The organism is Alteromonas sp. LOR, assembly GCF_000753865.1.
In the GTDB taxonomy this organism is placed as follows: Bacteria; Pseudomonadota; Gammaproteobacteria; order Enterobacterales; family Alteromonadaceae; genus Alteromonas.
Window position 1 is genome coordinate 170,812 of record NZ_JQFW01000001.1, and the last position, 11,827, is coordinate 182,638.

The following is an 11,827-nucleotide window of genomic DNA, read 5'->3' on the forward strand; positions in this document are numbered from 1 at the left end:
TTTTAGGCGTTACGCTTGAGGTGGTTTCCAATAACCATTTTCAACATTTGTGCTTAGTACGCGCCAAATATGTTGCTCTGGAATAGGTTTACTTATCATGTAGCCTTGCCCGTAGTCGCAATCAAACTCGCATAGCAAATCGTACTGCGCCTGTGTCTCTATGCCCTCGGCAACCACCTGCATTCCCATATTACGCACCATAGATACTGTGGAGTTCACAATGTTTCTATCGTCGGCATCGTCGGTAATATTTGAAACAAAAGATCGATCGATTTTAATAAAATCTGCAGGCAAAGATTTGAGATAACTCAATGAGGAATAACCGGTGCCAAAATCATCGATAGCCAACATGCAACCCATTTCATGAATGGTGTTCATAATAGCGCGGGCTCTTTTGATATCAGAGACTAACACCGTTTCTGTAAGCTCTAAGCATATCTGCTCAGGTGCTAATTCATTGCGCTGTATTTGCTGCTGTAGATAATCGGGTAAGCTAGGATCGATAAATTGCCCTGCCGACACATTAATGGCCAGTTTCATATTGCGATAACCGCTATGACCGAGCTCTTGAGTAAGAGAGCAAGCTCTAGCGATAACCCAGTAGTCTAACTCAAGCATAAAAGTGGTATTTTCTAATAGCGGTATGAAATCGGCAGGCGAAATTGCACCTTTGGTCGGGTGGAACCAACGAAGCAGAGCCTCAAAGCCAATGAGTTTACCCGTATGCATTTCTATTTGAGGTTGCAAGGCAAGACTAAACTGATTACCTCTCAGTGCTTCGCGGGCCTCAGATTCTAGCTCCACCTTTTGCATTACCGCTAAATTCATTTTCGCTTCATACACTCGGTAGGCTGCACCTTGCTTTGACTTTGCTGCATACATCGCAATATCAGCGTGTCGCAATAGCTCAACGGGTGTGGCTTGAGCATGGCTTGTAATGGCAATACCTATGCTCACAGAGATATAGAATTTCTGACCATTGATGACAATGGGTTCGGCAAATTCATTGAGCAGTTTATTAGCAATAAGATCGACCTGTGAACGACTCTCAATGTCTGAAAGCAATACCACAAACTCATCGCCACCAAAGCGAGAGGCAATGTCTGTTTCCCGAATAGGCCGTGATATCCGCATGGCCGCGGCTCTCAACAGCGCATCACCTACATCGTGACCGTGGCTATCGTTAACTTTCTTAAAATCATCTAGGTCCATGAACATGAGAGCAACAAGCTTTTCATCGCGAAATGAACGGGCTAACTGCTTTTCAATTTGAAACGTCAGCATGTTCCGATTGGGCAAGCCAGTCAGCACATCGAACATGGCCATTTTTTCTAGCTTGGCGGTATTAATTGCCATTTGACCATCAAAGTCTTCAAGCTGCTTTGCCAGGTTATTCGCCGCGCTTTCTACAACGTCTAATTCATCTACTAGCTTTACACTCGACATCTTTCGCTGTTTGGCGGCGTTAGCATGAAATTCAGTAAATTTGTGCTCTGCCAACATGGGAAGCCGCTCGCTGATAGACAGCAAACGCTGGTTGTATCCATTCAAAAATAGGTAAAGCAATATTGAAAAGATAACAAACAAAGTAACGGCCGAGCCAACAACGATGGCTTGATATTGATTGGCCTGCTGAACGGCTGCAGTGACATCTTGCACAAGTAGCAGATAAGGACGGTTGGCGTTGCTTTTTGAAAATGGTAGCAAGCTAACAAGCAGCTGCTCTTTATTCAGGGTTATATTGCTGCCCCTTGTGACTAAGCGATTCACCGACCAGTCAGCAGGTAGCCCAGCAAAAACCTGCTGTAAATACTCTCGATTCGCTGCAGACAATTGACTGGATAGCGTCAACGAGGGTGTGCCTGCCTTGTTAGCATTTTCTGCGTTGGTTGGCGCTGATTGCCCGGTTGGTAATGATTGTGTAATTTGCACAATCGCAACTTTGTGTACTCCCGCTGCGCGATTAAATAGGTAAAGCAGCTCGCGCATTGAAGTAGATACCACTACAACAGGTACGGTATCGCTGCCGCTCATAATAGGAATCGACATATAGTGAGTACAAACTTTGTCGCAGACAATCGTTGAACGGCTTTCGAAGCTGGTTCGGGTTGAGCTGACTAATTGGGCGACTGCTTCACGAGAGTGGCTCATGTTGGTGCCCACGACACCAGACTCATCAAACAACAAAAGCTCTTCTACTTGGAAGTTAAGGGTGAAGTATTCTGAAAGGTTTTGAAGTGTACGTTGAAGCTCATCGAGATCTTTGCTTTGTAAATCCCGCTGCTGACTTACAATGTCAATAAGGTTTATCATGCGGTTATGCAGCACCTCCTCGAAAAGCCGGATACGCCGCTGGTGACTTATCTGGTTTTCTTTTTGCTGCAAAAGCAAACTCGCTTCCGACTCTTGTATCAGCACCACCGAGATCACTACGGTGACGGTCAGCACCATCGCCATTAATATAGCAATCGTTTTAGTGGTGAATGATACCTGCACCTTCATATTACTTATTACCACCAATACATCAGTTGTAGCGACCACATTTGCCAGTTTTTATCTGCTTGCTCGGCCACGTTGCGGTCTAGCAAACTCACTACCCGCGTTGCGCCTTCAACCCAATGGTATTCCCCCTGCAAACGCCATTTTGGCGCAATATCCCAACGCAAGCCCAAGGTAGTAGAGTCTTGGTAACCAAAGTACGCAGGTACGGCACCATTAGATAATTGCTCCAGACGTTTTCCGTCCCTGTCGTTAACATCATTGACGTAGGTGTCGTAACCTATTAGCCCGCTAAACTGACTATTGAACAAATACCTAAACTGGACAAAGCCACCGTCACCGCGACGCTTATCGTTAAAATCTGGCGCAAATAAGCCCCTGCTATGCTGGGATTCTGAAAGCAGCTCCATCGACACTTCCCAATGCTCAGCAAAATATTGTGTTGAAAGCATAAAGCGCTCAACATTAGCCTCGCCTGCTAAACGATTGTCCTGTTGTGATGGGGTATAGCTAAAGTCGGAGTTAAGCCAGCTGACGCCAACTTTCCACGCCATAGACGCAGGCTGCCAAAATACACTCGCTTGGTGAACAAAATCTTGCTTCGCTTCGCCTTTCGCCTCTTCACCTAATAAAAAATCTCGTTGTGACGAATTGATATTAGAGCGTCCGTAGCTCCAGTTCAATTCCCAAATGTTGTTTTGTCCATAGTGGGTAAAACTGGTCAATATGCCGTTGCTGCCAAGCGCAATATCGCGAAAACCATCAAAATAAACAGATTGAGGCAGTACTGCGGTGTAGCGAGTTTGCGGCACATCACGGGTAACAGAGTAAAGCCAATGTCTGTTTTTAAACCGCCCGGCGTGAATATGAGCTTGCCACCCGTTCCCTAAATTAGGAAGCTTCCAGTCAACAAATAAGTAATCAAGCCGTGCACCTTGTTCAAACCGGTTCCCGCCGTCTAGATAATTAATTTGCCCTGCAATAGATAAATTTTCGGACAATCTGTAAAGCCCGTTAATACCAATTTCGGTAAGCTCACCAGTAACAGCATCGCTATCTGTTATAAAGCTACTGTTATTAGACTGAGTGAGCCCCTGGGAAGCGTACCCATGCCATGCGAAATCCGACTCTGCTGAAAAAACAGCGAAGCTGCTCACTAACAACGAAAAATAGATTAATCCTTTCATTTTTCTTCTACCTCAATACGGCGCAGCTTAACGATATCGTCTTTATCACCATAGCCGATAGCTCCCTCTGTTGACTCTAGTGCTTCAATTAAAGCGTTGTATGACGACACTCTTACGGGCGTAACACCTTGCCCTGAATAGGTTAGCTGATCCCATAAGCGAGATAGCTGATAAGGAAACATCTGCAATATGTCACGGCAAAACTGCTTATGTAATTCGTCGTTATCTTGTAATACAAAAACGGTAATTTTTTTGCCGTTTTGCCAGTGTTGGCGATGGCCTGTAAAAATTTGACGAAGCTCAGAGCGATTCAATTGCGATATGGAGACGCTCTCGTGCGCCATAACCTTCAAGTCACCGGCGTATGAAAAAGAAGATGTCACAACAAGAGACACAACAATAAGAAATGTACGATAAGAAATTTGAGATAAAGACTCTAAGAGCCGCCTTATCGAGGGCGTTTTCATTCAGTAACAGCTCCCTGTTTTTAAACAAAAGCACAGTGCAATGTATGGTTAGTTAACTACAGTGTAGATAAAAGCTGAACAATTTACCCAGTAAAAAGTACGCTATGCGATATATGGATGAACTTTTTCTTTTACTTGCTCGAAAGAAATTCTTTGCATGAGGGTATCGCCCTTCGCTCGTACGCCCCAAGGCAATTCTTGCCACGGCTTGCCTTTTTGCTCTTTAATGCATTCATCGTAAACCGATGCGACATCGTTAAGATTATTATAAGGCCCGGTTCGCAGCGGGTTTGAATGAGCGTAAAGCCCCACAACCGGCGTATCAACAGTGGTCGCCATGTGTGCGGGGCCTGTGTCTGGCGCGATGACGAGCGCGGCGTGTTTAAGCAACATAAGCAACTGATGCAGCGACGTTTTCCCCGTAAAATCTTGCAAGGTTACACCTGCTCTTTGCTTTATTGCATCTGCAGTTTCACGGTCTAAACTCCCCGGACCTCCGCACAATATCACGTTCACATTGTTGTTTTGAATATATTCGGCAATACGCGCGTATTGTTCTGGCAACCAATTTCGCTCAGCTTTACTTGCGGCAGGGGCAATAACTACATATTTACCAAGGGTTTTTGCCTGTTGTAATCCCCATTCGCTATCTTCATTGGAAACGGGAATACGCCAAGCTGGTTTGTCTACACTAGGTACGCCTAATGCATCTGCAAAATCCATAAACCCATCGAGTACGTGAGCATGCTGATTAGCCGATATGCGTTTATTAGCAAACAGCCAGTGCAACTCTTTACTACGAGCCCAATCAAACCCTATACGCTGCTTTGCTTTTATAACGCGAGACGCTAAGTTTGCTCGCAAAGCCACCTGCATCATTAATAAGGCATCAAATATCTCGCCTGTTACCGCCTGCTTAAGGTCTTTTACTGCCGCTTTACCGCGCTTTTTATCAAAAATGATAAAGCGTATATTAGGCATTAGTTTAACGAGCTGATGCTCAACTTTTCCTATCACCCAGGTTATTTGGGCATCGGGCCACTGAGTTTGAATACGAGTGACCATGGCAACTGCATGGCACACGTCGCCAATAGCAGATAAACGCATTATACAAATCTTCTTTCCCACTTAGCGCTCACTTTTTGCTGAAAAACTGTTGCTGAAAAACTTTAATAAACCGTTAGAATGTTAAATTTACCATAAGTTGTGAGAAACATGGCGACAATACGACGAGACTTAGGTGCCGGGCACCACTTTCTATACGATGACGCCATAATCGGTGAGCCAAGTATTGATATGTTCACCCATGAGCATTGGCAGTTTCAAAACAAAATCACTGGCCATGCAAAAGGAAGAGGAACAACGCTGTTTATTGAACATGAGCAGCACAGTTGGGTACTTCGACACTTCCAGCGCGGTGGTTTAGTTGGCAAACTGTTAAGCGATCAGTACTTGTTCTTGGGAGTCGAATCGTCTCGTCCTTTTGAAGAATTTAGGCTACTTGCTGAAATGCGTAAAGAAGGACTGAATGTTCCGGTGCCGGTTGCTGCTAACATTCACCGTAGGGGAGTGATTTATCGCGGCGATCTCATCACACAGAGAATACCAGGTAGCCAAGACTTACACCAAGTATTGTGCCATGAGCCACTGAGTGAAAGTCAGTGGCACACCGTTGGGCGCGCACTTGCGGCAATGCACAACTGTCAGGTGTACCATCACGATGCCAACATTCGCAATATTATGATGGATGACAAGCAAGCCATTTGGCTCATTGATTTTGACCGCTGTCGCAAACGACAAGGACACCAGTGGAAAGCGGGTAACCTCGACAGATTACTGCGCTCACTGCTAAAAGAAAAAGAGAAAAACGCCATTTTTCATTGGTCAATGGACGAATGGCAGCATTGTATTAACGGCTATTCGTCAATAGCAAAAACAGCATAACGACGCACATAGCGGCCAATATAACGACAAGTATAAGAGCAATGGGAATAGCGCCTAACTATGATTCAACTGTGTTACATTGATGGCGCTGACATATTGAGTAATTACCCTACAACGTCACTCTACACTCATTTTATAACTAAAAAGATTCGACAACATGCATACTAGAGCACTTTATCCAGGTACTTTCGATCCGATTACAAACGGACACGCCGACCTTATTGAACGAGCATCACAATTATTTTCTCGCGTGATTGTAGCTATTGCATCAAATCCAAGTAAGAAGCCATTGTTCACGCTAGAAGAGCGCGTGGAAATGATTAAGCAAGTTACCGCCGACCTTCCTAACGTTGAAGTGGTGGGCTTTACAGGACTGCTTGCAGATTTTGCTGATGAGCAAAACGCCACCATACTGATTCGTGGCTTGCGGGCAGTATCTGATTTTGAGTACGAATTTCAGCTAGCGAATATGAATAGACGCCTCAATCCAAAATTGGAAAGCGTCTTTCTCACTCCTGCTGAAGAAAATTCGTTTATCTCTTCTACGTTAGTCAAAGAAGTTGCCCTTCACCGCGGTGCCGTGAGCGGATTTTGTCACCCTGTTGTAGAAGCTGCTCTGCAAGAGCGATTAGGCAAGAAAAAATAGCCCTGCTAACGCTTGAGACTGCTTGCGCAGAGGCTGCTGATGCATGAGACCGCAAGAGCGGTTATCGCTGGCAGTGAATACAAAAAAAGGTGTTTCGCTGCCCGATGACTTTACTTTGAATTGGGCTACCGCACACCTCACAGTCTTCGCCCTTTCTGCCGTAAACATTAAGATGCTGCGCGAAGTAGCCCGGCTTACCATCGGTTTGCGCGAAGTCTTTTAGGGTGGTTCCACCTTGCGCGATTGCTTTCGCTAATACCTGTTTAATATTGTGGGTTAAACGCTTATAACGTTCTGCACCTATGCGACCTGCTTGCCTACGGGGGTCGATACCACTTAAAAACAACGCTTCATTTGCATAAATATTGCCCACGCCGACCACAACCGCATTATCCATAATGAAACTTTTCACAGGACTTTTTCTACCGCGAGATAATGTATAGAGACGATTTTCATCAAAGGCCTCAGTAAGCGGCTCTGGGCCTAAATTATCTAATAGACCAAGTTGTGTATCAGGTGCTTGAAATAACACGGCACCAAAGCGCCTAGGGTCGTTAAGACGCAAACATTGCCCAGTGTTTAAGACAATATCAACATGGTCGTGCTTTATTAGCGGTGTTGACGCATCAATTACCCGTAGTTTGCCAGACATGCCAAGATGTAAAACCAAACTTCCCACGGCGGTTTCAATTAACAGGTACTTAGCTCTGCGCGTAACATTGTTAACTTTGTGCCCTACCACTAATGAAACCTCTTCAGGTATAGGCCAGCGCATCCTTCTTTCGCGAACAATGACGTTTGCGATAGTGTTGTTGATTAAATGCGGTGATACACCTAAACGGCTCACTTCAACTTCTGGTAACTCAGGCATTGGTTATATCCATGGGAGCAATGTACTTAGGGACACATTGTCTAATGCATACCAATTATTGTCTACTTTCACTACGGTGACAGAAGACGTGGGGTAAAAGGCGTAAACCCGACCATTTGTTTCACCCGCAAGCCACACCACAACAACAAGTGGCTCTATGTCCGATATATCGTTTTTAAGGGAAGTTAGATAACGAAGACGCGCTTCTTGCCATCCGCCTATTTGTGCATATGGACTGATTGAAGGCTTGCCCTCAGTGCTGCGTTGCCGCCACTGCTGACCACTCCTAACAAGCTGGTTGTCGTCATGCTCTATTTTTAACACATAGGCGTTTTGCGGCAACAAGCTGCGTACTTCAGCAATATCTTTTTGAGGACGTAAGCTATCGATGTTAAACAAAGCAATCATGATCAACATGGCAACGATGACCACGTTATTCATTGCCCGCTGTGAAAGTTTTGCCATTGCCTATGCCCGTTACAATGAAAAAGGAGAAAAAGAGCAGATATAGTAAAGCCTCAATTCTTAAGATACTAGGGCGTGTTGATCGTTGTTGTACGAGTTTTGGGCTAAATGGAAGCATTTTAATCGCGAAACAGTACTGTAGGCCTAGTGTACAAGGATCTCACCACGATCTCGCGGCTTCTGCTCTTCTCTCAACGTGCGACTACGATTTGTTGTGCCTTGAAAGATGAAGAAGCGATCAGTACTGGGAACGAGTGACCGAATAAACGCAAAAAACCCGGCAAAGGCCGGGTTTTCGTGGAGACAAAAGCAAGTGCTCTTTCTAAAAGGGCTTTACTTGATTTTTGCCTCTTTGAACATAACGTGCTTACGCACAACAGGATCAAACTTTTTGATCTCCATTTTGCCTGGCATGTTACGTTTGTTCTTATCAGTAGTGTAGAAGAAACCTGTACCTGCTGAAGAAACTAGTTTAATTTTATCGCGCATTGTCGGCTTCCTTAGATTTTCTCACCACGGGCACGAACGTCAGCTAATACTGAGTCAATACCTTTCTTATCGATGATACGCATGCCTTTCGCAGACAAACGTAGTTTAACAAAACGGCTTTCGCTCTCAACCCAAAAACGGTGAGTTTGAAGGTTTGGCAAAAAGCGACGACGAGTCGCATTTCTTGCGTGTGAACGGTTATTACCAACCGTTGGACGCTTACCTGTTACTTGGCATACTCTTGACATTGTATTTGTCTCCAGAACAACGATAACTGTCGCGCCAGTCGTTCCCACCACTCAAATAGTCGTTGGGTCAAAAGGCGTATTACTATAAATTAGAGGGCGCATTTTATACAGCAAAGGCAGGATCATTTCAATAAAAAAGTAAAAAAAGCTCAATTTTTAACTGCTTTTTCTACGATCTCGGCATTTCTACTACTAATTACCGTACTTTAATTAATAACCGCAACCCACACCCGATTATTTTTGTGCTAATTTACATTGAGCAGTCGGCTCAACAAAAGCCACAAATAGAGTGGGCGCAAACATACCACGCACGCTCGGGCGCGTCACTAAAATAAAAAGCAACTATGCAAAAATAGGTTTCTCTCCAAATGACAAATTCTGTAATTTTTGATGTTCAACATCTTTACTATTTGCCTCAGTATCTTCCTGTTGCATGTGCGCTTAGGGAGTTAGGTGTGAAAGTAGACTTCGTTTTGCACCAAGAACCCGGATACGACGAGGTTAAGACTTCCACACTGAGCAAAAAAGAGTTTAACCATCAATTTATTCCAGATGGCAGTAGCGTACTGTCTTTTTATCAATCACAAAATGTAGATTGGATTATTTTTGGGAATATACCTCCGTTTTCAGCGGATGAAAAATCCACAATCAGCCCCAAACTTGCACTTATGCAACATGGAATTGGACCTAAAGCTTGTTATTACAACGTATCAGAGTTCCCTTTCGATGTTCGCTTTGTAGAAGGTGAAAGCCGTTTATCCCGCCTTCAAGCTCTTTTTCCTACAAGAACTTTTGTTGATACTGGCTACGCTAAATTGGACCCTATTTTTGATGGAACAGAGCCACCGAGAACAATCGAACAATTGGGACTTGAAAAAGGCAAACCCACTATACTCTACGCACCTACTTTTTTCCCAAGCAGCATAGAAAAGTTTAAAAACGATTGGCCGCTAACACTTAAAAAATATAACATTATTATAAAGCCTCACTTTTTTAGTATGACTAAAAAAAAATACGTTAAACAGAAAGAAAAAATAGTACGGTGGGCATCTTTTGATAATGTTTATGTGGCCCAAAAACACGAATTTTGCCTTGTTTCGTTTATGCAGATCGCCGATGTGATGTTGTCAGATGCATCGTCCGCCATATTTGAATTTGCTGCTATGAACAGACCTGTTGTGTGGTGTGATTTTTCAAAAACAAGATGGAGTTACTCTGGCCTGTTTAAGTTCAGATTGAAAAAGCGACTCGACTCAGATCTCTCTTTATTCCACGATATAGCACACAGAGCAACGTCCCCTAATCTTGCGAATGAGCTTATTGAGCAATGTGTAGTTTCACCACATGCAAAAAGTAAAATTCGTCAAACTATTACCAACAAAATGGTCGGTAAGAGAGATGGGCTATGCAGTCAACGTATTGCTAAATACCTAACAAAATAAAAAGGTGCAACATTGCGAAGAGTAATTACATTTGGCACATTTGATGTGCTTCACATTGGTCACGTACGTATTTTGGAACGAGCAAAAGCCCACGGCGATCACCTTACAGTGGGTTTGTCTTCTGACGAATTGAATTTTAGTAAAAAGGGCAGAAATCCTATTTATCCCTTTTCTAGTAGATCGGAACTGCTGAGTTCTATGCGCTTTGTTGATACTGTTTTCATGGAGGAATCCCTTGAAAAGAAGCGAGATTATATTCTTCAACACAAAGCAGATGTGCTAGTGATGGGTAATGATTGGGAAGGTAAATTTGACGAATTTCGCGACGTTTGTGACGTTGTTTATTTGCCAAGAACCCCCTCTATTTCTACAACCGAAATCATCGAAATAATTAGAGATGTTAACGGATGAAGTTTTTACTCTACCTATCACAGAATTACTCTTTTGAGATTCTGCGCCCGCTTTGTTCACTAATGCACAAAGAAGGACATGACGTAAGATGGTTCGTAGAGGGCAGCGAGGTAAACAAGTCGCAATTTCAACCTGATGATATTGTTTTATCTACTATATCGGAGGCAATAAGTTTTCAGCCCGATGCATCATTTCTGCCTGGAAACATTGTCCCTTCATTTATCCCAGGATTGAAAGTACAGTTATTTCACGGCTTTGAATGGAAAAAGAAAGGGCATTTCAGAATTCGAGGCTGCTTTGATTTGTACTGTACACAAGGGCCATTTTTTACCAAGGAGTTTGAACAGCTTCGGGCAAAGCACCCTCATTTCACTGTAAGAGAAACTGGCTGGACGAAGCTAGATACCTTGTTTCAACGCTCAAGAGCAAGCATCTCACAACAAAGCAAGCCCCCAGTAATTCTTTATGCACCAACGTTCTCGCCTAGCTTCACCTCGGCAAATTCCCTGTTCAACGAAATGCTAGCCCTTAGCAAAAATAAATCTTGGAAGTGGAAAGTGAAATTTCACCCCAAAATGGATAAAGAGACAATAGATGCGTTTAAACGAGCGCAGCATGAGAATTTTGAAGTTATCGACTCTGATAGCATTATTCCTCTTCTAGTAGAAAGTGATGTGATGGTTTCAGATACTTCCTCAGCCATCACTGAATTTTTGCTACTTGGAAAGCCCGTTGTCACTTTTAAAAATGCCCAACCTGAGCCTATGCTTATTGATATTGATGATGCTAAAAACCTCGGAGACGCGGTAAAAAAAGCGCTCGCAATGGACGAGGCTTTAAAAGAGAGTATTAAAAACTACAGCCTAAAAATGCACCCTTTCACCGATGGGCAGTCTGCACAACGAGTGCTCGCGGCTACAATTGAAGAAATTGAAAATTATCCACGCAAAGAAAATATAGCGAAACCCAAAAACCTTTTTCGTAATTTCAAATTACGGAAAAGATTTGGCTATTGGAAGTGAAGCGTTAAGTACACTTTTACGCGTTAAATACGGTCAGAGTTATAAAAAGGGAGCAAATGCTTAATGCCGATCAGTTAAGAAATATTTTAGCGATCGGTTGACCGATCTTTTATAGATGCAAAAATCCGATGAGCAT

General features: G+C 43.6%; 13 protein-coding genes. 5 read left to right on the plus strand and 8 right to left on the minus strand.

Going from position 1 to position 11,827, the window contains the following annotated elements:
* Positions 1-9: 9 nt before the first annotated feature.
* The 4 genes from JV36_RS0100730 to JV36_RS0100745 form a co-directional block, all read right to left on the minus strand.
* Positions 10-2,502, minus strand: coding sequence for a putative bifunctional diguanylate cyclase/phosphodiesterase (locus JV36_RS0100730; RefSeq protein WP_032094745.1), 2,493 nt, complete (start codon positions 2,500-2,502; stop codon positions 10-12).
* An 8-nt stretch (positions 2,503-2,510) separates the two neighbouring features.
* Positions 2,511-3,686, minus strand: coding sequence for a hypothetical protein (locus tag JV36_RS0100735; protein ID WP_032094746.1), 1,176 nt, complete (start codon positions 3,684-3,686; stop codon positions 2,511-2,513).
* The gene (locus JV36_RS0100740) at positions 3,683-4,153 is read right to left on the minus strand and encodes a hypothetical protein (RefSeq protein ID WP_032094747.1); all 471 of its coding nucleotides are present in this window, start codon (positions 4,151-4,153) and stop codon (positions 3,683-3,685) included. Before JV36_RS0100740 ends, JV36_RS0100735 begins: the two co-directional genes overlap by 4 nt.
* 102 nt (positions 4,154-4,255) lie before the next feature.
* A complete protein-coding gene (locus JV36_RS0100745) occupies positions 4,256-5,260 on the minus strand; it encodes a glycosyltransferase family 9 protein (RefSeq protein WP_032094748.1) in 1,005 nt (334 codons plus the stop codon).
* Positions 5,261-5,368: 108 nt separating this feature from the next.
* Here JV36_RS0100745 and JV36_RS0100750 point away from each other — a divergent pair, with 108 nt between their 5' ends.
* Both JV36_RS0100750 and coaD read left to right on the plus strand, forming a co-directional pair.
* On the plus strand, positions 5,369-6,097 hold the full coding sequence (locus tag JV36_RS0100750) for a 3-deoxy-D-manno-octulosonic acid kinase (RefSeq protein WP_032094749.1): 729 nt from the start codon (positions 5,369-5,371) through the stop codon (positions 6,095-6,097).
* Positions 6,098-6,254: 157 nt separating this feature from the next.
* Entirely contained in the window at positions 6,255-6,743 is a 489-nt protein-coding gene (gene coaD / locus JV36_RS0100755) for a pantetheine-phosphate adenylyltransferase (protein ID WP_032094750.1), read from the plus strand.
* Between the two features lie 61 nt (positions 6,744-6,804).
* On the opposite strand, the gene mutM is transcribed toward coaD, so the two are convergent.
* From mutM to rpmB, 4 genes are all read right to left on the minus strand, one after another.
* Positions 6,805-7,614 carry a bifunctional DNA-formamidopyrimidine glycosylase/DNA-(apurinic or apyrimidinic site) lyase gene (gene mutM / locus JV36_RS0100760; protein WP_032094751.1) on the minus strand — a complete coding sequence of 270 codons (810 nt, stop codon included), beginning with the start codon at positions 7,612-7,614 and terminating at the stop codon, positions 6,805-6,807.
* A 3-nt stretch (positions 7,615-7,617) separates the two neighbouring features.
* Complete coding sequence (locus JV36_RS0100765; RefSeq protein WP_032094752.1) at positions 7,618-8,079, minus strand: hypothetical protein; 462 nt, start codon at positions 8,077-8,079, stop codon at positions 7,618-7,620.
* 333 nt (positions 8,080-8,412) lie between these two features.
* On the minus strand, positions 8,413-8,568 hold the full coding sequence (gene rpmG / locus JV36_RS0100770; protein WP_013786148.1) for a 50S ribosomal protein L33: 156 nt from the start codon (positions 8,566-8,568) through the stop codon (positions 8,413-8,415).
* An 11-nt stretch (positions 8,569-8,579) separates the two neighbouring features.
* Positions 8,580-8,816, minus strand: a complete 237-nt coding sequence (gene rpmB / locus JV36_RS0100775; RefSeq protein ID WP_032094753.1) for a 50S ribosomal protein L28 — start codon at positions 8,814-8,816, stop codon at positions 8,580-8,582.
* A 368-nt stretch (positions 8,817-9,184) separates the two neighbouring features.
* On the opposite strand from rpmB, the gene JV36_RS0100780 reads away from it, so the two are divergent.
* Genes JV36_RS0100780 through JV36_RS0100790 form a run of 3 tightly spaced genes read left to right on the plus strand, consistent with a single transcriptional unit; the run spans position 9,185 to position 11,691 of the window.
* Positions 9,185-10,258: a CDP-glycerol glycerophosphotransferase family protein gene (locus JV36_RS0100780; RefSeq protein WP_032094754.1), complete on the plus strand. Its 1,074-nt coding sequence runs from the start codon at positions 9,185-9,187 to the stop codon at positions 10,256-10,258.
* Positions 10,259-10,270: 12 nt separating this feature from the next.
* A complete protein-coding gene (locus tag JV36_RS0100785) occupies positions 10,271-10,669 on the plus strand; it encodes an adenylyltransferase/cytidyltransferase family protein (RefSeq protein WP_032094755.1) in 399 nt (132 codons plus the stop codon).
* Positions 10,666-11,691 (plus strand): CDP-glycerol--glycerophosphate glycerophosphotransferase, encoded by a 1,026-nt coding sequence (locus JV36_RS0100790; protein ID WP_032094756.1) that lies wholly within the window; start codon positions 10,666-10,668, stop codon positions 11,689-11,691. Before JV36_RS0100785 ends, JV36_RS0100790 begins: the two co-directional genes overlap by 4 nt.
* Positions 11,692-11,827 lie beyond the last annotated feature (136 nt).

Coding starts and splice junctions, on each gene's coding strand:
- rpmB (WP_032094753.1), bottom strand. CDS start 8,816: ATGTCAAGAGTATGCCAAGTAACAGGTAAGCGTCCAACGGTTGGTAAT.
- coaD (WP_032094750.1), top strand. CDS start 6,255: ATGCATACTAGAGCACTTTATCCAGGTACTTTCGATCCGATTACAAAC.
- mutM (WP_032094751.1), bottom strand. CDS start 7,614: ATGCCTGAGTTACCAGAAGTTGAAGTGAGCCGTTTAGGTGTATCACCG.
- JV36_RS0100750 (WP_032094749.1), top strand. CDS start 5,369: ATGGCGACAATACGACGAGACTTAGGTGCCGGGCACCACTTTCTATAC.
- JV36_RS0100765 (WP_032094752.1), bottom strand. CDS start 8,079: ATGGCAAAACTTTCACAGCGGGCAATGAATAACGTGGTCATCGTTGCC.
- JV36_RS0100780 (WP_032094754.1), top strand. CDS start 9,185: ATGACAAATTCTGTAATTTTTGATGTTCAACATCTTTACTATTTGCCT.
- JV36_RS0100735 (WP_032094746.1), bottom strand. CDS start 3,686: ATGAAAGGATTAATCTATTTTTCGTTGTTAGTGAGCAGCTTCGCTGTT.
- rpmG (WP_013786148.1), bottom strand. CDS start 8,568: ATGCGCGATAAAATTAAACTAGTTTCTTCAGCAGGTACAGGTTTCTTC.
- JV36_RS0100740 (WP_032094747.1), bottom strand. CDS start 4,153: ATGAAAACGCCCTCGATAAGGCGGCTCTTAGAGTCTTTATCTCAAATT.
- JV36_RS0100730 (WP_032094745.1), bottom strand. CDS start 2,502: ATGAAGGTGCAGGTATCATTCACCACTAAAACGATTGCTATATTAATG.
- JV36_RS0100745 (WP_032094748.1), bottom strand. CDS start 5,260: ATGCGTTTATCTGCTATTGGCGACGTGTGCCATGCAGTTGCCATGGTC.
- JV36_RS0100790 (WP_032094756.1), top strand. CDS start 10,666: ATGAAGTTTTTACTCTACCTATCACAGAATTACTCTTTTGAGATTCTG.